Source organism: Schaalia canis, from assembly GCF_003858455.1.
GTDB classification, from domain to species: Bacteria; Actinomycetota; Actinomycetes; order Actinomycetales; family Actinomycetaceae; genus Pauljensenia; species Pauljensenia canis.
Genome location: NZ_RQZF01000004.1, coordinates 43019 through 63903 on the forward strand (window position 1 = coordinate 43019; position 20885 = coordinate 63903).

The window sequence follows — 20885 nt, forward strand, 5'->3', positions numbered from 1 at the left end:
TTCAAGATGGACGCTAGTTTGTGGCAAACATCACCGATCTCAGATACTTCCCCGCGTCCAACAGATCTCACTAGGTAGACAGATCTTTTCAGCAAACACCCATAGTTCCCCAAGGAGATTCATTGCAGAAATCCAGGCTACGGGGGTAGTGGAGTCTTATGGTCGGGAAGCAAGTCCGCTTCGTGCGACTGGTAAGCCGCGCCAAGCAGCTTCGCTTCTTCCAGCAGGTGCGATCAAACTCTTTTGAACAGGCGTGGAACGCACTCTTGACCTGTATATTCGCCCTTTAGAATGGCAGCCATGTTCGCAGCCAATGACGTTCCTGCCTCTACCGCCCTCCCTAGCGCTCCCGCCCTCGCCTCACCAGCCCCCACCCCACCTGTGCCCGCGCTCCCCATTCGCGGCGTGGACGGTATCGTGCCTCTCAATAGCGACCCCCGCATTGCCGCCTGGCAGCGCCTACAATTTGGCCTCTTCGTCCACTGGGGGGTCTACTCCGTCTACGAGGGTTCCTACAAGGGAGTAGCGCAGGGCATCGGATACCCTGAGCAGATCAAGGCGTGGATGCAGATTCCTGACGAGGAATACCTTCACGCCGCCCACGAATGGCAGGCCACCGAGTGGGATCCAGCCGCCCTGTGCGCTGCTGCGAAGAACGCCGGCATGACCTACGTGATGATCACAACGAAGCATCACGATGGTTTTTGCATGTGGGATACGTCCACAACGGACTTCAATATCGTCGCTCAGAGCGCGTTTGGCCGCGACCCCCTGGCGGAGCTGGCCAAGGAGTGCGCGGCTCAGGGCCTGGGCCTGGCCTTCTATTTCTCGATTATTGACTGGACTCAGCACGAGGCTGAGCCCTACGCCAACCTCAATGCCATCCCTGAGTCGATGATGCCCTTCATTGAGGCTCAGATTGAGGAATTGCTGACCAAGTATGGGCCGATTGTTGAGTTCTGGTTCGACATGGGCGGCCCCACGCCCGATCAATCGGATCGCCTGGCGGCCACGGTGCGCCGCTGCCAACCTGACACGACGGTGATGAATTCGCGGGTGTGGAATGACCGCGGGGATTTCGAGGTTGGCGGCGACAATGACATTCCCGATTTCTTCCAATACGGCCCTTGGGAGTCGGTGCGCTCGATCTTCCCCGCCGCGTGGTCCTACTGCACGACGGACAAGTGCGACCGCTCGCCCGAGACAATCATTCCCCAGATCAGGGCCGCAATTTCTGACCTCGTAACCGTCATTTCTGGGGGCGGCCAGTTTGCCTACAACATTGGCCCAATGGGCTCGGGGGCGATTGACCCTTACGACCGGCAGGTGCTGGAGGGGATCGGCGCATGGATGGATCGCCACCCGCGAGCGATCCGGGGGGCGCGCCCCACGTGGCTGCCGATAGAGGCAGCCTCTGGCGGGTCGTGGGGGCAGGCGACCGCCGCAGGCTCGGAGCTTTACCTTTTCCCCGCCCGCTGGGAAGAGGAGGTGGAGATCCGTCTGCCGGGCGTAGCGAACGCGGTGTTGCGGGCCAAGGTTGACGGCATTGACCGCAACGCTGGCGATCACGCCACCTCCAACGAGGCCGCCCGCGACCTTCCCGTCCGCCGCGAAGGGAACGACTGCGTGGTGACTCTTGTTGGCCCCTGCCCTGATGACATCCAGCCGGTTATCCGCCTCGACCTTGATGGACCGCTGCGTGTGTTGCCGGCCTCGGCGGTCGTCCTCACCGCTGCGACAGACGCCGGATTATCCTCTGCCGCCCTTGATACGGCTGAGACACTCATCCCCTCCCCGGAGGGTACTCCTTCCATCACCCCCGACCAACAGCACGCCGCACACCGCGACACCGCGCCCTCTCGTGCTCGGGCTCAGGTGCGCGCGCATGACCTCGTGGCTCACCGCAGTGCGAAGGGCTACAGCGGGGGTGTTGCCGCCTATGACGCCGTGGTGGTCAATCCTTCGGACGCTGCGTTCCCACATGTGCGTCTACGCTTCTCCTTCGACGAGGGCGCCCTCCCCTCCCCCACTACCATGTACCGCCTGACCTGGGGTGATACCTCGCTTGAGGTCAGTGGCGCTGAGCTGTCTGCTGGCCCTCTTCATGTGGGCGCACATGTGGGTGCACATGCTGCTGCACGCTTACGGATCGAGTACGCCCACCCCTTCTATTACGCGGACGCCCTTGACCTGCGTGTGGCAAGCATTGAGGTGGAATGCTCAGAGCAGGCCCCCTCCCCCACCGCGCCGGTCGTTTGTGCCGAGCCCGCCAGTGTTGAGGCCTACAGGGGCGAGCGTGTGCGCCTGGCCGCTGCTATTGATGCGTGGCCGCCACCCACCTACCAGTGGTACCGCTTGGAGATCAAGGCAGACCTGCCTGACGAAAGCCAGGACGAACCACGTGACGTTCACCTGTACCTGAGCGACGAGCTGCCCAGTCACAACGCACTTCCCGGCGCAACAACCTCGGTGCTGGAGGTTGAAGCACCTGAGAGCGTAACCTCGCCTGCCCGCTACGTCCTCGTTGCGACCAATGAGCGCGGCAGCGTCCGCACCCAGCCCGCCAGCGTTTCCCTGCGTTCGGGCGAGGCCCAGCGCGGCGTCCCTGCGCGTGTGGGGGCGATTACGGTGGAGGCTGTCATGGGTGAGAACCTGTCCATGTCCGGCGATGGGGCAAACCGTATTGTCACCATCAGTGCGGGCACCGTGCTGGGCTGCTCGGTGGAGGTCAGTGGGGACCCCTACCCCACCCTGCAGTGGCAGGTGCTGCGCAGCGGGGCTGTGGATTGGGAGGACCTTCCCGGACAGAGCGCCACCACCTGGACGCGCATCATTGACACCTCCTTCAACGGTGCCAAACTACGCGTACAGGCCACCAACCCCGCAGGCACAGCAACGAGTGGCATGGTCACCTTACGGATTCAGTAGCACCCCACCAGATGCGTTGCGCCAGGTTCGCCAGGCACGGTGCACCGGGCCACCACCGGCTCCCTTCCGCAGTCACGGAAATCCCCCTGGCCGCTATGGGCTGACGCGCAGCGCCACCTCGTAGCAGCCAGGGGGACCTCTAAAAAGCCAGGGCTAAAGGAGTATCAGCTCCACTGTTCCTCGGGACGACTCTCCTGCGCCCACAGGGTGTGGAAGACACCCTCGCGGTCCACGCGGAAGTAGGTGTGCGAGCCGAAGAAGTCGCGCTGACCCTGAATGAGGGCAGCAGGCAGACGCTCGGCGCGGATCATGTCGAAGTAGGACAGGGAGGAGGCAAAGACCGGGATCGGCACGCCGCCAGCGGCCGCGAGCGCCACCACGCGACGCAGGGAAGGCATAGCCTCCTGGATGCGCGAGGCGAAAGGCTCAGCGGCCAGCAGCAGGGGCAGTTCGGGGTTGGCCTCGTAGGCTGTGGTGATGTCGTCAAGGAAGATGGCGCGAATAATGCAGCCCGCGCGCCAGATCTTGGCCAACGCGCCCTTGTCGATCTGCCAGTTGTAGGCGGCAGCGCCGGCGCTGATCTCGTCAAAGCCCTGCGAGTAGGCGACGATCTTCGAGGCGTACAGGGCCTGACGCACGTCCTCAATGAAGGCTTCGCGGTCGGCCTCATCAATGATGACGGGCGTAGCCCCGCCGTCAAGGGCGCGGGCAGCCTGACGCTGCGGGCGCGAGGAGGACGCGCCGCGGGCGAAGGTGGCCTCACCGATGCCGGTCACCGGCACGCCCAGGGACAGGGCGGTCTGCACAGTCCATGCGCCAGTGCCCTTCTGGGAGGCTTCGTCGACGATGAGGTCCACCAGCGGGGTGCCGGTCTCGGCATCCACCTGGCGCAAGACCTCAACGCTGATTTCCATAAGGTAGGAGTTGAGTTCACCTTCGTTCCACTGGGCGAAGATGTCGGCGACCTCAGCGGGGGTGATGCCCAGGCCTCGGCGCAGCAGGTCGTAGGCTTCGGCGATCACCTGCATGTCGGCGTATTCGATACCGTTGTGCACCATCTTGACGAAGTGGCCTGCGCCGTCGGCGCCAACGTGGGTGCAGCAGGGTTCGTCTCCGACGTGGGCGGAGATTTTCTCGAACATGGGGCCCAGGCGGTCGTAGGATTCAACGGTGCCGCCGGGCATGATGGAGGGTCCCCACAGGGCGCCTTCCTCGCCGCCGGATACGCCAGCGCCCACGAAGTGCAGGCCGCGGTCGCGCGCCCAGGATTCTCGGCGGACCGTGTCGGAGAAGAGGGCGTTTCCGCAGTCGACGATGATGTCGCCAGGCTGCATGTAGTCAGCCAGTTGGATCATCGCAGCATCAGTAGCCTCGCCAGCTTGAACCATGATGATGGCGACGCGGGGCTGTTCCAGAGAGGCAACGAATTCTTCAACGCTTTCAGCGGGAATGAAGGTGCCCTCGGAGCCGTCGCCGTGGTTGCTCATGAGTTTTTCGGTGCGCGCCAGGGTGCGGTTAAAGACAGCTGTGCGGTAGCCGTTGCGGGCGAGGTTACGGGCGAGGTTGGCGCCCATCACTCCCAGGCCGTACACGCCGATGTCAGCAGAGGCTGCGGCAGGCGTAGGGAAACTCATGATGTTCTCCGTTCAGTAATCCGTGCGGATGTTCTGGTTTAAGCCTATGCGGAGAGGTGTCTGTCGTGCTCGCCGCATTTATTGGTGTGCGTCACGTGGGCACACTGTTTCACGCGGCTAGTGCGTCACTAGCGTGAGGCCCACCATTCCAGCAGGGCAGCTTTAGCGGACTCCTCACCCATAGGACCATTCTCAAGGCGCAGGTTCAGAAGGAATGTGCGCGCCTCACCCACCTCACGGCCCGGGGTGAGTCCAAGAATCTCCATAATCTGAGCGCCATCAAGGTCGGGTCGGATCGCGTCGAGTTCTTCCTGCTCGCGCAGCGCCTGAATGCGCGATTCCAGATCGTCGTAGGCGGCCGACAAGAACTGGGCTTTACGACGGTTGCGAGTGGTGCAGTCCGCGCGAGTCAGACGGTGAAGACGCTCCAGCATGTCACCGGCATCGGTAACGTAGCGGCGCACAGCCGAATCCGTCCAGGACGCCTCTCCGTACCCGTGGAAGCGCAGGTGCAGGGCAACTAGGTGGCACACTTTTTCGGTGGTGGCCTTATCGAAACGCAGGGCTTTCATGCGTTTGCGCGTCATCTTTGCCCCCACAATCTCGTGGTGGTGGAAAGAGACGACATTCGCACCTTCGAAACGGCGAGTGGCGGGTTTACCCACATCGTGCATGAGGGCGGCAAAACGCAAAATGAAGTCTGGGCCGGGGACGGGTCCGTCGGGCCCTGTTTCCAGGTCAATAGCCTGATCGAGGACGGTCAGGGTGTGTTCGTAGACGTCCTTGTGGCGCTTGTGCTCGTCCTTGGTGTCCTGAAGTGCTGACAGTTCTGGTAGCACGATATCTGCCACGCCTGTGTGCACCATCAGTTCAATACCGCGGCGAGGGTAGGGCGAAATAATGAGCCTTTCTAGCTCGGCACGGATTCTTTCGGCAGAGACAATCTCCAAGCGGCGCGCCATGACTTCCATGGCGTTCATGACGTCCTCATCGACATCAATACCCAGCTGGGCAGCAAAGCGTGCGGCACGCATAATGCGTAAGGGATCATCGTCGAAGGACTGCTCAGCGGTGACGGGGGTGCGTAGCCGTCCCTGCTGCAAGTCTTCCAGGCCATTATGTGGATCAACCAGAACCATGCCTGGTAGGCGCATGGCCATGGCGTTGACAGTGAAGTCGCGGCGGGTGAGGTCGCCTTCAAGGGTGTCGCCGTAGGTGACTTCGGGTTTGCGGGAGCCGACCTCGTAGGAATCAGTGCGGTAGGTGGTGACCTCAACGGTCAGGTCTTTCTTGCGCGCACCGATGGTGCCAAAGTCACGGCCGACATCCCAGGTGGTGTCAGCCCAGGAGGAAAGAATTTCCTCCGTGCGGTCGGGGTGTGCCGAGGTAGCAAAATCAAAGTCATGGGGGGTGACGCCAAGGAATGCGTCACGGACGGGCCCACCAACAAGGGCGAGCTCCTCACCTGCGGCTTCAAAGACGCGTCCGAGTTCGAGCACTCCGGCTGGGAGCTGAGCAAAGGCGCGTTGAGCGTTAGCCATGAGGGTTGCCATGTCGGCGGTGCCCGGGACAGTAGCTGAGGTTGTGCCGACCGTGCTACCGGCAGCGGCTTCACGTTCATGTGCATGCAGCCCTGGGTGTGCCTTGGTGGCGGTGTTCATGTCGCTCGACGTGGAATCCACAGTGTGTCCTTTCAGCCCTCAGGCTTCTATCGTCCCACACCGCGATCCTTGCCCCCAGGCTCCCGGGTGTGAGTTCACCCCCTTGATCGGACGTGGTCGACCATAAAACTGCGTGGGTGCACAGGTGGGAGCGTGCAGCCTGGGCATCTACCGTGTTCGCCTGGGAGTTACTTCTTCAGATCATGCCCCCAGTCAAACCTGGCAGCTCAACACTGAGCCATCGGGTGTTATGCGCGCTGGAAAGAAAGGGGACTTTCGCCACGGGAATGCTCGTGCTTTGGCGCGATTTTGCGCCTACGGTCTGCTCCGCGACGTGCGCCACGCTCGGGCGTATGGGTGTTTGAGGCCAAAGCCGCCTAAAGTTGAACCATGCCTGCCTATTCCACGGAGAGACGCCCAGGGGTCCCACGACCCCCACGTCGCCATGTCTCCAAGGGGGTTCATGCGCAGGCCACGCATCTGCCGATCGTGGGTGAGACCTCCGCTGGTGGCATTGTCGTTGATGTGAAGGGGGGCATCCCCTACGCGGCGATTATTGCCCGACGTAACCGTGCAGGACGCATCGAATGGTGTCTGCCAAAAGGTCATGTGGAACATGGCGAGACGCCCGAGCAGGCGGCACTGCGTGAAGTCTTTGAAGAGACAGGCATCCAGGGGCGCATTATCAGTCACCTGGCAACCATTGACTACTGGTTCTCAGGCCATGACCGTCGCGTTCATAAGGTCGTCCACCACTACCTCATGGATTACCTGTCAGGCCATATCACCGTTGAGGGCGATCCTGACCATGAGGCAGAGGACGCCGCGTGGATTCCTCTGCGCGAGATGACACGCCAGCTTGCTTACCCCAATGAACGTCGTATCGTCGGTATTGCGTTGGATCTGCTGTATCAGGGGGACTAAGTGGTGTTCTCCCGACTGTTTGCCGCATTGACGTCAGCCGCTCTTGCCGCCCTCTCCCTGCCGATCCTTTCGGCTGCCGCCCCTGTTGCACTGCCTGCTGCTGTCACTTCGCCTTCGGCTCGCCCGTTGACTTTTGCGGAGGAGTATCGCGAACAGCAGGATTTAGTGGTTTCTATTAATAATTTGGAACCTCGCGTCCTCACTGACGAGTCCTCGCTTGTGGTGTCGGGAATGGTGGCAAATCATGGCACCTCACCCCTTCCTGCTCCCACATTGCAGCTTTTCATGCAGGCAACTACTCCGGTGTCGATGGAGGAAATGTCGCATTTCTTTGCCGGTCTTCTGTGGAATGGGCCTCTTATTGCCACTGATGCTCTGGCGGGCACGCTGGCACCGGGAGAGTCACGCTCTTTCACAGTGACAGTGGATCGTGCTTCCCTGCCGTTGGAGGGCCAGTGGGCGTGGGGTCCTCGTGGCCTCACTGTCGAGGCTTCCGCCGGCGACCATCGCGTGAATGATCGTTCGTTGGTGGTGTGGGATGCGGGTCAGAACTTTGTGCCAGCTCGGCTGAATGTACTTGTCCCGTGGACAGCAACGAATGCTCCTCTTGCCGCGTACGCGCCTGCGATTGCAGGACAGCTTCAGAGCCGCCCAGGGGTGACTCTTGCCGTTGATCCAGAAGCTTTGGATGTTGGCGATGAGGTGATGAGCGGAGTGGTTCGTGAGCGGCTTTTAACTGGCACTCACGAGGTTATTCCCCTGCTTCCCTTTGACGCGGATCCTGGGTTAACGATGGCGATGTCAAGCGAGTGGATTCAGCAGTTATGTGATCGCTCCCGCGAGGGTTTTCCTGCTCTGCTATCTACCACTACTGATGAGGATGCTAACGCCCCCCAAAGTGGAGAGAGCGCCCAGTTAGCACCTGATGGTGACTCTGCGCAGAGTCCTCAAAGCGGCTCCACTCATCCAACGACACTTGCGAGCGTTTCGGACCTGTTGAAACGCCGGGATGCTGCCCGGATTCTTCGTGATGTGCGCTGGCCATCGGATGAAAGTTTCGGTGTTGACTTCCTGGCACATGCATCCTCTGCGATCACTGTGGCACCCGCTGGAGCTTTGGCCGCAACAGAAGATGTGAGTTTCTTGCCCGCTCCTCGCGTTGAGGTTGATCCCGTCTCAGGCGGCACGCTGATCGGAGGCCATGCGGATGTGGGGGCAACGGTGTTGACAAGCCCGCAGTATCTGTCGGATTTATTGGGGTGGGGATCTTCGACGCCTGCCGACACTTTGGACCGGGATCAGTTGCTTAGTGCTGCAGGGGCGATTATCACCCGCGAGCGCCCTCAAACCGAGCGTTCTTTCCTTGCTGTGATGCCGCGTCGCTCTCAACTCAGTGATGATGCTTTAACCAGGTTGCGTGCGCTTACTGAGCACCGTTGGGTTGCGCCAGCGACCCTGAGTGCAATTGCAGGCTCGGTTCCAACGGATATTGAGCGCCTTCCGGTCGGGCCAACGCACCTTGATGATGCAAGTGTGCAGGCTATTGCAACCCTTGACGCGGTACTTGAAAACGGCAAGGCCACGGAGGCTGCGCTGGTGGATCCCCAGCCTTTGCGTGAAGAGTTAACGCGTCACACCTTTAAGGCTTTGAGTGCGTCCTATGAGCCTCGCCAGCGTCAGGTCGCGGCAAATCTTTTACGCATCAGGACCTCAGGCTACGCCCATGCTGTTCATGCGGAGCCTTCTGCTCCGGTGAATGTCATCTCAACGTCGGTGAACTTCCCGGTGCGGATCGTGAATGCTTTGCCGTGGGAGGTGCGTGTGCGCGTCGATCTTGATCCTTCAGATCGTCGCATGCGTGTCGTGGAGATCCCTGAAGTGACGATTCCGGCAAACTCTTCTCGCACGGTTGAGGTGCCGGTTAAGGCCATTGGTTCTGGCGATATCAATGTCACCTACAGGGTCTTGACCGCTGATGGGACACTTCTTGATAACACTCATTCCGTGAGCGTACGTCTGCGTGCTGACTGGGAAGACGCCGCGACAATGGCGATCGCTGTTGTCGTTGGCATGGCCTTTATTGGTGGTCTTTTGCGCACGCTTCGTCGTCGAATACGAGGCTCAACGGGCCTGCCAGGTGCGGGTGGTTCCACTCCGACAGATACAGTGATTCCTGTTTCTGATGCTTCCCCATCCTTGACGGCCCCGGATACTCTTACTGACGACCCTAGTTCCCCATTACAAGGATGAGTGATGAGTTCACCTGCATCTGACACGACCACGCCCCAGGCTCAGCGTTCATCGTCATTGCTGCGCTCAAGTGCCGTGATGGCTTCGGGCACGCTCGTGTCACGCATTCTGGGATTCATTCGCGCAAGTATGCTGTTGGCGGCTTTAGGGTCGGTCGCCGGCGGTGTCATGGCGTCCTTCCAAACAGCAAACACCTTGCCCAATATGGTGTTCAATATTTTGGCTGCGGGCGTTTTTGATGCTGTTCTCGTTCCGCAGATTGTGCGGGCGATGAAGCGTAGTCAGGGCGATGTGTATGTCAACCGTTTGATCACCTTGGCGGGCACCATCCTTTTTGCCGTGACGATGGTGGCAATGGTTCTCTCACCTTTGTTGATCCTCATTACCGCAGCCGGTTATGACGCTGAAATTCGCGCCCTTGCCATCGCTTTTTCTCTCGTGTGCTTGCCGCAGATTTTCTTCTATGGCCTGTATAACCTCCTTGGAGAGGTTCTCAACGCCCGGGGTGTCTTTGGCCCCTACATGTGGGCGCCGGTAGTCAATAACATTGTCGGCATTGCCGGTCTGGCAGTATTCCTAGCAATGTGGGGCGTGGAGCCTACTCTTTTACCGATTGCAGATTTCACGGGTCCACAGTTTTGGGTACTCGCCGGCTCATCAACGCTGGGCGTGATCTCTCAGGCCCTTGTTCTCATCATCCCCTTGCGCGCGGCAGGTATTCGACTTCGACCGGATTTCCATTTCCGTAACACGTCTTTTGGTTCGGCCTCAAAGGTTGCGGGATGGACCTTCGCCACCTTGGCTGTCAGTCAGGTGGGTGTGCTGTCAACGTCGAATATTGCCGCCCAGGCTGATGCGTGGGCTCATCGTTATCAGCCCAATCCGAGCGCTGTGGCAGATGCCGCGCAGGTGGTCGTGGGCAATGCCGCCTATGCCACAGCTTTTATGATTTTTATGGTTCCGCAGTCGTTGATTGCAGTGTCCTTGGCGACGGCCGTGTTTACGCGACTGAGCCATGCTGCTGCACAAAATGATGATCGGACAGTGGCGGAGAATTATTCCTTCGGCGTGAAGGCGATCTCGACTCTGACACTCTTGGCTGCCGCGATTTTGATGGCCGGCGCAATTCCGATGATGCAGATGGTGGCGCCAACCACTCAGCCGCCCGTGGTGGAGGGATACGCGTGGGTCCTTTTGGCTCTCATGCCGGGCGTGGCCTCCACGGGCATGATTCTCATGAGTCAGCGCGTCTTTTTTGCTTACGAGGACGCTAAGCCTGTCTTTCTTATGGGTATCGCGCCCACGCTCCTCCAAGTCATCGTTGGGTGGTCGGTCTATTTCGCCACCGGCCCGCGCTGGTGGGTGGTTGGTGCGGCACTGGCCGAGACAGTGTGCCGCGTAGTGCAGGGCGTGATTGCCATTGTGTGGGTGGCGCGTCGTAACGCCTATGTCAATCAGCGTCAGCTTCTGTTGTCCTACGGGTATTCTTTTGCAGCCTCTATTGCCGCCCTTTTCGCGAGTCTTGGGGCGATGATGCTCATGGGGTGGCACACGGCGGCTGGAAGTGTATTGGGCCGCGTCGGCGCCTCAATGGGCCGTCTTGTGGTGGTTTCAATCGTTGCGACAATTGTGTTCTGGCTTGTCATGCGCTTCCTAACCCCCGCTGAAACTGCTCGGGTGGGTGCTCTGATTGCGCAGCGTCTTCCTCTGCCTACTGGACTGGCCCGTTTTATAGTTGGTCGGCAGGGGGAGGATTCCGTGTCCTCTGACAGTACTGACCGAAGCGATACTGGCGAGTCGGGAGATCTCATGAACCGTAATGAGTATGACGAGCACGAGGAGCAGGGTGCTGTTCCCGAATCTTTCGCGCCTCCGGCCGTCCCTCGGGATGCTTTCCCCTCTCCTGCTGGTGACACTGAGGATCAACAGCATCTTCCCGATCTTTCCTTCCCCGAGTGGATGCAGTTAACTCCCACCGAGGTCGCTGACCTGTCAGCACTGTCAGAAAATCCTGACGTTTCCGATGATGCGGTCATGGGTGATGACTTCAGTGAGGATTTGCGCGCCTTTAATGACGCTTTAGAGGATTCTCTCAGTGACGATGATGAGCCGGCTACGCGACCAGCGGGTATCCCGATCTACCCTGATGCGATTCCAGCTTCTGCCGATACCGGGGCCGACCAGCCAGGAGAAGCTGTCCCCTTTGACGAGCCTGCACAGGTCGACGAGGTTGGCGACGCCCCCATTGCCCTGCCAAACGACCCAGATGAGGCCAACACCGGTGACAACGCAGACGGTGATACCGGCACGGATTCGTCGGATTCTGTCGGCACGAAGGAAAAAGTGGCTGCTGCTGCCTCAGCCGTAGGTGCGGGTGCCGCGACGGCTTATGCAGCGACAGCACTTCATGCGCGTAAGGCCTTGAGCGCCGTTCAGGGAGCTTTTAGTAAGGCTGCAGAAAAAGCACGTACCTCGGCTGCCTCGGCAACACCTGTCCCGGCTTCTAGCCAGCCTGAGGGGGACAGTATGGACGACACGCTAACGACCACGCCTCGCTTCAGCGCCGCATCAGCGGCCACGCCCGCCGGATCTTCTGACAGGGCAACGGTTGAGGCCACACCCGGTCGTTTTGATCCGACTCGCCCGACGATTATTTTCTTCGTCATCTTCACCATCGTTGCGTTCGTGTGGGCAGTGATGACGGCGACAGCTCCTTTGGAGAAGCCTTCTATTAGTCGCCCAGATGAGGTGCCCCTGCAGGACCAGTCCGCTGCTCAATCTGATGCCCCAACCGAACAGGAACCTACGCCGGATGAACCTGTCCCCGGCCCGGTTATTTCCTCGGTTACAGTGTTGTCCTGGCGTGATGACCAGGGTGATTACGAAAATCGTGCGATCAACATGATTGACGGCGATTTTGAAACCGAGTGGCATTCTCGTGAGTTCGATCGCCCCTTTGGTGACGACACGTCTTTGTCTCTGGTGGTGCGTTTCAAGGAAAAGACCACCCTGTCAGAACTGACCTTGCACATGCCTGAGAGCACCACCGGTGGTGAGCTTATGCTCAAGGCACCTAACCCGGACCAGCCTCGACGCGGTGAAACTCTGGTGACCACAGAAATGAGCCCCACGACGACGATCACCTTGCCCTCGCCGATTGAAACTGATTCTGTTACCTTGTCCTTCCGGCAAGTTCCACGTTCAGTTGATGACGCAAATTGGGCGTGGATTTACGAGATCACAGCGAAGTAAAACGAGTTGTTCAACGAAGTAGAGGAAAAGGAAATGTCGGAAAAAGTCCATGATGTCGTGATCGTGGGTTCGGGTCCTGCTGGCTACACTGCCGCCATTTACACGGCTCGTGCAGGTTTGGCTCCCGTGGTGGTTGCCGGTGCGATCAGCGCAGGCGGTGCCCTGATGACAACAACAGATGTGGAAAACTTCCCCGGTTTTCCTGAAGGCATCATGGGGCCTGACCTCATGGAGAATATGCGCGCCCAAGCCGAACGTTTCGGTGCCGATATTCGTTTCGAGGACGCTTCGGCTGTTGACCTCACGGGCGAGATTAAAACCGTGACGATTGACGATGAGACCCTGCAGGCTCGCGCTGTTATTCTCGCCACCGGTTCGGCTCATCGTCAGCTCCATGTGCGCGGCGAGGAACTCCTCATGGGCCACGGCGTGTCCTACTGCGCCACGTGCGATGGTTTCTTCTTCCGCGACAAGGTTCTTGCCGTCATTGGCGGCGGCGACTCGGCAATGGAAGAGGCCACCTTCCTTACCCGTTTCGCTTCCAAGGTCTACGTTGTTCACCGCCGCGATCAGCTACGCGCTTCCAAGGTGATGGCTGACCGTGCCATGAATGACCCCAAGATCGAGTTCGTGTGGAACTCGGCTGTATCCGAAGTGCTTGGTGGCGCTCAGGTTGAGGGCCTGCGTCTGGAATCTACTGTGGATGGATCGGAGTCCACCCTTCCTGTCGATGGCGTCTTCGTGGCTATCGGTCACCTGCCCCGCAGTGAAATTGTGGCCGGTCAGGTTGAGCTCGACGACGCAGGCTACGTCCGTGTTGAGGAACCAACGACGCGCACCAATCTTCCTGGCGTCTTCGCCTGCGGTGACCTCGTCGATCACAGCTACCGTCAAGCGATCACAGCCGCCGGCTCAGGCTGCCGCGCAGCGTTGGACGTTGAACGCTGGCTGGCAGACCAGGGATGAGGTTTCCCGCATAATACGGGCGTTTTCACTCATTAACGCATCCTCAAGTGTCGCCACTGTTTGGCTCTGATCGCTTTCAGAGCCCGACAGTGGCACACTTGGTTTAGCCTCGTATCCCACGAGGCCGTCTATCTCTCAATGTAAGGAAGGTCCCGTGAGCGGAGAGCATCGCCTTTCGGGTGACACGCAAGGAACTCGTCTTGATCCATGGTTTGGCGCCTACGCCGAGCGAGCGCACAACCTGCGAGCCTCCGAGATCCGCGCGCTCTTCTCCGTCGTGTCGCGACCCGAAGTGGTGTCTTTGGCCGGCGGTATGCCCAACCTGAAGGATCTTCCTCTCGACGCTTTGGCCGAATCCGCCAAGAGTCTCATTGCCAATCACGGCGCGCAGGCAATGCAGTATGGCTCGGGGCAAGGATGGGCGGTGCTCCGCGAGCAGATCTGTCACGTCATGACCTATGACGGCATTGTTGGGGGCGACCCCGACGACGTGGTGGTGACCACCGGCTCCCAGCAGGCCCTCGACCTAATGACCCAACTTTTCGTCGATCCAGGCGATGTCGTCCTGGCTGAATCCCCCACCTATGTTGGTGCCTTGGGTGTATTCCGCGCTCAACAGGCTCATGTTGTCCACATTGATATGGACGCTGACGGCATGATTCCTCAGGCCTTGGAAGAGACTATTGCTCGGGTGCGTGCTGAGGGTCGCACCATTAAGCTGCTCTACACGATCCCGAACTATCACAATCCCGCTGGCGTGACTCTTTCGGCTGAACGTCGTCCACTCATTGCCGAGATCTGCCGCCGCGAAAATATCCTCATCCTTGAGGACAACCCTTACGGTTTGTTGGGTTTTGATGCCGACCCTCTGCCGGCACTGAAGTCCTACAGCCCTGAGGGCGTCGTGTACCTGGGGTCTTTTTCCAAGATGTTTGCCCCTGGTTACCGTATTGGGTGGGCCTATGCCCCTCATGCGATCCGTGACAAGCTTATTCTTGCCTCCGAGGCTGCGATCCTCTCACCCTCAATGATCGGTCAGATGTCGATTGCGCAGTACCTGACTGACTATGACTGGTACAGCCAGGTCAAGTCCTTCCGTTCCATGTACAAGGAGCGTTGCGACGCGATTTTGGGCGCCTTGGACGAGTATCTGCCCGAGTGCACGTGGACGACACCTCAGGGTGGCTTCTATACCTGGGTGACTCTGCCGGAGGGTTTGGATGCAAAGTCCATGTTGCCTCGCGCAGTGCGCGCTCAAGTCGCGTACGTGTCAGGGACGGCCTTCTACTATGACGGTCGCGGGGCGAATCATCTGCGTTTGTCCTTCTGCTACCCCACGCCGGAGGATATTCGCGAGGGCGTTCGCCGCCTGTCCACGGTGGTGAAGGCAGAGAAGGAACTGGTGGATATGTTCGGCGCGGGCTTCCACCACGATAACTAATCAAACACTTTTGACCTGCGAATATACTGTGGAGATGACAATGGCTGACATTCCTAAGGTTCTCATTATCGCCGGTGGCCTCACCCACGAACGCGAGGTTTCCCTGCGTTCAGGACGCCGCGTGGCCAATGCTCTGACCCAGCTCGGCCACGAGGTACGTGTGTGCGATCTTGATTCTGCACTGCTTGCCTCGATCGAAGAGTTTGCCCCCGATGTCATCTGGCCTCTCGTTCATGGTTCTGTGGGTGAGGATGGCTCCCTGCAGGCCCTCCTGGAGACGCTGGACATTCCCTTCGTTGGCACGGGTTCTGTCCAGGCGATGATGGCATCTAATAAGCCCACTGCTAAGGGCCTGGTGGCCTCTTCAGGCTTTGATACTCCCGGCTGGATGTCCCTCCCCCAGCTTTTCTTCCGTCAACTTGGAGCGAGCCAGGTGCTGGGGGCCCTTGAGGGTGCCATCCACTTCCCCGTGGTCATTAAGCCTGCTGACGGCGGTTCGGCGCTGGGGATTTCGAAGGCGGAGGATTTTGCGCAACTTCGTGCCGCAATGGTTGATGCCTTCGCTTACGGTGAGCGCGTCATGATTGAAGAGTTTGTCGCTGGTCGTGATGTGGCCGTGTCGGTGCTTGATTTGGGTGATGGCGTGGTGGCGTTGCCTCCGGTGGAGATCTCTACTGATTCTGGCGAGTACGACTACGACGCGCGCTACACCACTGACGAGACCGAATACTTTGTTCCGGCCCGTCTTTCTGACGAGGTTATCGCCGAGGTTCAGTTGGCCGCGATGGATGTTCACCGTATTTTGGGTTTGCGTGATCTTTCGCGTATTGATTTCGTGGTGAGCGAAGATGGTACCTGCTGGTTCATTGACGCTAATGTGTGCCCGGGTATGACAGATACGTCTTTGCTGCCTCAGGCGGCCGAGGCTGCGGGTTCATTCCCTGATGTCTGTTCTGAGATCGTGCATTTTGTCGCTCAAGGTCGCCCGTTGAGCGATCCTCAGGAGCTAGAGGACGCAGGCACCAAGATCATCGACGCAGACGGAATTGCTGCAGATGACGCTTCGGAGATCGAGGTCTAAATCCTTTTCAGCGCGCCTTGCGGTGCTCCTCAGTGCTTTGACAATGGTGGTGGGTCCTTCAGATGCTGTTCGCATCTGAAGGACCCACCACTATGCGCTGTCAACACCATGCGGCGCTAACACTGTGCGCTGCCAACACCGGGCGATTGATCTACCCGGCATTGTCCAGCATGTTCATCCCATGCGTGCTGGCTGTGTCATCGCCTTCTCAGTACCGGCGTCTCATCAGGTACACACCCGTGCCACAGGCGCTGAGTACGACGACGAGTACTCCGGCCATAAGGGTGGATGCGCCGGTGCGTGCCAAGGCAGTGTGCGAACCAGTGGACGTCGTGTGATCCTTCGCTGTAGGTGACGTGACCTTCTTGCCTGTTTCACCAGGCTTCTTCGTCTCACCACCCTGTGTACCCGGCTTCTTGGGTTCCCCATTGTCTGCTCCTGGCTTCTTGGCATCGCCGCCATCTGATCCCGGAGTTGTCGAATCAGTGTTCTGGTCACCGGGCTTCTGTGGAGGTTGAGGCGTGCCATTACCGCCTGGAATATGTGGAGTGCCTGGGTGCGTTGGCGGATTTGCCGAATCATTCGTGCCGGTAATGACGATGGGTTGGCGGACTTCCTTACCCGTCGTATCGCGGGCAACGATCGTGTGTGCGCCAGCAGGGAAGGTTGTCGGAATGGTCCAGGTAATCTCGGCGACCCCCTCGTCATTCGCGGTCGTCGTGCCGATGATCAGGGGGTCAGAGTGCACTTCGAAGGTCACCTGACTTGTGGGCGTGAAGCCCTTGAGCACGATTCGCACCTCACTCCCCTGTGCGTAGGACGGCGATGCAGGAGGCTCCTGTGAAGGAGGCTCTTGCGCAGGCGGCTCTGGGGCCGGCGGCTCCTGCGGGGTGATAGGCGTTGACGGCTGAAGGGGTGTTGCCGGAATCTCATCGTGAAGATCGCGTGAGGGGTAGACCTCACGCACGCACAGTTCCGCCAGCGAAGCGAAGGTGTTACGCTGTGCGGTGGACTCGGCATCAGTGCCGGTAATGTGCAGACGCAGTGTGGCCTTTTCACCGATCGCTACTCGTTCAACGACAGGGGCGAGGTTAATGCGCGTTGTCAGTCCCATCTCGGCAATGGTCGCTACGGGATGAGCCTCGCCATTAGTCAGGAGGCTGAGTTCGGCCTCGCGGATACGTCCGTTCTTCGAATCTGCGCGGTTGGTCAAAATGAGGTCCGTGAGGGACTCACTGCGCGTCAGGCTGAACTCAACATCAATGGGCACATGGCGCTCCCCCCAGGGCGTATGCCAGAAGGTCGCGAGGTTGCCGTCAAGCATATTGGTGTAGTTGGTAGCCTCGTTGCGTGTTTCTGAGGGGGGATTATTGGTGATGGCAACCCCTGCCTGGCACATGGCGTTCTTTTCGCCCTTGCTCTCATCCATGACCACTGTCAGCGTGACCGTGCCATTCGTGGTGGTGTCTGCACTGGTCAAGGTCAGTGGAATGGGCACGCTACCGGCATCCTGGTCGGCCGGAACAAGGATCTTGGCAGAAATTGCCGCTTTTTCACCTGCTGGGATGGAAGCCGGTAGGGCGAGGTTGACCCGTCCTTCGCTCGCCGTCGCGTCAGCCTGGTCAATGGGGGTGCTTGGGCTCTGCGCGAGCTTCCATCCGGCAGGCAGGACAGCTGTGAGAGTGGCTCCCTCAAGAGTGGATGTTCCACGGTTTTCCACATTGAAGGTGACGATATTGCCTCCGCGTTTGACGTCGCGGTCCTCGCCTGAGGGGAACGCGCGGTACAGTCCTAGCCATTCTGCCGAGATCTGCATGTAGCTGATCCCCGTGCCATCCTTTTCAAAAAGGATGCCGTACTTGCCGGAGTTGTGCGTTCCATCCTCGGCCAACAGCGGTGTGATCGTTGAGTAGCCGGTGTGCTCCGTGTAGAACTCCTTAGCGATAGCCCAAGTCTTGCCATCGTCATAGGAGACTTTCGCGGTGCCATTGTTACGTGCGGAAGCATTGGCGGTGTTCGTGAAGATGATGACCTTTGCACGCCAGTCATCGGCAGGAACGTCAGGGAATGCGCGGGTGAGCCCAGCATTGTTGTTCTGATCGACGAGGTCATGGCGGATAGTGACCTCTCCGTAGCTGTGGCCACCGTCGCGCGAGTAGGTGACTCTGCGGGCCTTCACGCCCGGTGCTCCCCCGCCGGATGCGCGGGAGTTGAGCATCACGGTTCCGTCGGAGAGTTCCACGACCTTGTTTTCATCCATTCCTGCGCCAACGGGCACGCCCGCCTTCCACGTCTGGCCATGGTCATCAGAGTAGACAGAGACTGCTTTCCATTCCTCAGATGCGCCCGGTCGGGTGACGGCGTACGTGAATTGCTGGATGAGGCGTCCCTTGTGGCTGGGGTGGCGCAATTGGATACCTTCACCAGAGGCAGCAAAACGTGAACGCATATTGACCAGATCAGGGGTGATGTCTGCGGTAATGGTTCTGATAGGGCCCCAGGTGACACCGTTGTCGCTCGATTCCATGACTGCGGCGTGGAGAACGTTGCGTTGGTTTTCGTCGGTACCCGGGCGCGATCCGAAGTAGCTTTGGTCGTAGGACTTCACGAAGAACATGAAGATCTTGTTGGCCTCGCGGTCTACCACGTAGGAAGGATCCGAATAGCCGTACTTGGCATGGCCCTTCACGCCTTGTGCGATGACAACGGGGGCGGACCATGACTGTCCGCCATCTCGCGAGATGCGTTGAACAATAGAGTTCGGATTAGGGGCATCGTTACAGTTGTCGGGTCGCCCGTCCCAGGCTGCAAGAAGATCACCATTGGGTGCGGTTGTCAGCGCTGGAATCCTGTAGCAGGAGAATCCTGCCTTATTGTGCCGTGCAAGTTCGATGGCCTGGCCATCCACGCGGGGCGTTGGTACCTCACTGGGATCTCGGCGTTGTCCTTCTTTGACGGTGAAGGGGGTTCCACGTACAACGTAGTTCTCGGCAATGACCTCGTCACCCTTTTTCACCGTGAAAGTTACTTCGGGCGTAATGGTTTGACCAATGTGGGCCTGTGTGATTCGTAGGAATGCGAGGTTGTTCCCGCGGCAGTGCGCGCTTTGACCGGGCTTGAGGCTACCCCACCGGCAGAATCCACGGCCTCCTGAGATTGCGGTGTTCTCGATAGTGGCACGGACGGGATGGAAGCTGAGAGTGTCGCTTGTTGTTTTATTCGTGTAGGTAATATCCCATTCCACGATATCGCCAACGTAGACGCTATCGTCGTCTTTATTTGCATCAAAACGTTCCATGGTGATGCTTGCAAAGGCGTGGAGCGGATCGTCGTTTTGTACTGGGATAGGTGGCGTGTCGTCGACAGCGTTTTCTGCCGCAGCGGGTTCTGTGAGTTTTTCAGGCTTCTCAATCACCCCCTGCGGATTTCCTGACGCTAATTCGACATCATTTTCTTCAGCCTTTACGGTGACGTCAGTGGATGCGTTTTCCGACGGTGTTCCCGGCTGGCTTGTCGATGTGTTGGATAACGGCTCATCTGCTTCTATATGAACGGGAAGAGCATGCGCATGTCCGCTCATTCCCAGTAGCAGTGCCAGTGTCAGTGTCGCGCTTGGAAGGATTTTCCGCGCGCGGCGTTGAGGGGTATTCATTGTGTCTCCAGATGGCAACGTTGACATCATGCGCGTTTGCGCACTACCCCACTCTACTTGTCAGACAACCTTATTATCTGATAATTTCGAGATATTATACTGGGAATTAACTGGATTTATAGAAATGTACCAGCTCTATTCAGCTCTTGATTTATTTTCTTTTTCGCTCCATAGCATTGTTTTCATTCCAAGATATTGCGCACCCCGCAGATGTTTTTCACGGTCGTCGATAAAGAGAATTTCCTCGGGTTCTCTTTCGGCCGCCTGCGCAGCTAAACGGTAGATCGTCGATTGAGGCTTTCGTTGACCACATTCTCCTGAGATGATGAAGTGGGTAAAGCGCTCTTTGGCCCACGGAGCATTCCGTAAAGCCTGTGCCACACAGGCGGGAGCATTAGCGAGCACCCCAACCGTACATCCGGCCCCAAGCGCTTGATCAACCCAGTTCAGTGCCCGCTCATTGGGGCTGAGCATACGACGCACATCGGCTTCGACAAGGGCATCAATCTGTGCACTGCTAAGTTCTGCGTTACCACAGTCTCCTGCAACCGCATTCCAGAACGTAGAGTCACTGCCCCCAGCATCATGTTCATCTCGGTGTGCCCAGATGGCATGATCCACAAGCGAGACGATGACAGGATCGGTGCAATCGAGGGAGAGAAGGCGACAAATCTCTTCAGGATCGGGTCTTTCAGTCACAAGCACTCCGGTGATGTCGAAGTAGACCGTATGGATACCAGTAAAAGTCGTCATGGGGATCTCCCTTTCTGAAGGCTCTTGTCACCACCGAAGAACACCGCCTTGGGTGTGCTGTGGCGACAATAGTGCCTGCGCATCTTCCATTTTGCCGTTTTCTTGTGGCTGAGGAGGTGCTGTGGACAGAAGGGAGATACTTGTCACCGTTCCTCAAGGCTCTTTTTCGGCACGGACAGACTTTCTTATCCTCTACCTGAGTCCAAAGGCCTGAGTTTCGATGCTTTTTTGTCAGTTGTCTGACGATTGGGCAGTTCGCTCCGATAATGTTTCACGTGAAACGACGTCGGTCCACCTCTTGATGGCGACACGCCGCGTCTCTGGCGCCCGACATTTCACACGC

At 58.8% G+C, this 20885-nt stretch carries 11 protein-coding genes; 7 read left to right on the top strand and 4 right to left on the bottom strand.

Annotation, left to right across the window (positions count from 1 at the left end; genetic code table 11):
- The first annotated feature begins 300 nt into the window (after positions 1–300).
- On the top strand, positions 301–2928 hold the full coding sequence (locus tag EII11_RS05655; RefSeq protein WP_165867078.1) for an alpha-L-fucosidase: 2628 nt from the start codon (positions 301–303) through the stop codon (positions 2926–2928).
- 164 nt (positions 2929–3092) lie between these two features.
- On the opposite strand, the gene gndA is transcribed toward EII11_RS05655, so the two are convergent.
- Entirely contained in the window at positions 3093–4562 is a 1470-nt protein-coding gene (gndA, locus tag EII11_RS05660; RefSeq protein ID WP_124869917.1) for an NADP-dependent phosphogluconate dehydrogenase, read from the bottom strand.
- A gap of 128 nt (positions 4563–4690) precedes the next feature.
- On the bottom strand, positions 4691–6103 hold the full coding sequence (locus tag EII11_RS05665) for a CCA tRNA nucleotidyltransferase (RefSeq protein ID WP_124870121.1): 1413 nt from the start codon (positions 6101–6103) through the stop codon (positions 4691–4693).
- 510 nt (positions 6104–6613) lie between these two features.
- On the opposite strand from EII11_RS05665, the gene EII11_RS05670 reads away from it, so the two are divergent.
- The 6 genes from EII11_RS05670 to EII11_RS05695 all read left to right on the top strand — a co-directional run bounded on the left by EII11_RS05670 (position 6614) and on the right by EII11_RS05695 (position 16137).
- The gene (locus tag EII11_RS05670; protein ID WP_124869920.1) at positions 6614–7147 is read left to right on the top strand and encodes an NUDIX hydrolase; all 534 of its coding nucleotides are present in this window, start codon (positions 6614–6616) and stop codon (positions 7145–7147) included.
- 3 nt (positions 7148–7150) lie between these two features.
- Positions 7151–9397, top strand: a complete 2247-nt coding sequence (locus EII11_RS05675; RefSeq protein ID WP_124869923.1) for a DUF6049 family protein — start codon at positions 7151–7153, stop codon at positions 9395–9397.
- 3 nt (positions 9398–9400) lie between these two features.
- Positions 9401–12649, top strand: a complete 3249-nt coding sequence (murJ, locus tag EII11_RS05680; RefSeq protein WP_124869926.1) for a murein biosynthesis integral membrane protein MurJ — start codon at positions 9401–9403, stop codon at positions 12647–12649.
- Positions 12650–12682: 33 nt separating this feature from the next.
- Entirely contained in the window at positions 12683–13615 is a 933-nt protein-coding gene (trxB, locus tag EII11_RS05685) for a thioredoxin-disulfide reductase (RefSeq protein ID WP_124869929.1), read from the top strand.
- A 154-nt stretch (positions 13616–13769) separates the two neighbouring features.
- The gene (locus EII11_RS05690; protein ID WP_124869932.1) at positions 13770–15056 is read left to right on the top strand and encodes an aminotransferase-like domain-containing protein; all 1287 of its coding nucleotides are present in this window, start codon (positions 13770–13772) and stop codon (positions 15054–15056) included.
- Between the two features lie 40 nt (positions 15057–15096).
- Entirely contained in the window at positions 15097–16137 is a 1041-nt protein-coding gene (locus EII11_RS05695) for a D-alanine--D-alanine ligase family protein (RefSeq protein WP_124869935.1), read from the top strand.
- A gap of 208 nt (positions 16138–16345) precedes the next feature.
- Here the strand turns inward: EII11_RS05695 and EII11_RS05700 are convergent, their stop codons facing one another.
- Entirely contained in the window at positions 16346–19789 is a 3444-nt protein-coding gene (locus tag EII11_RS05700) for an exo-alpha-sialidase (protein ID WP_165867079.1), read from the bottom strand.
- A 135-nt stretch (positions 19790–19924) separates the two neighbouring features.
- On the bottom strand, positions 19925–20542 hold the full coding sequence (locus EII11_RS05705) for an HAD-IA family hydrolase (protein WP_124869941.1): 618 nt from the start codon (positions 20540–20542) through the stop codon (positions 19925–19927).
- Between the last annotated feature and the right edge of the window lie 343 nt (positions 20543–20885).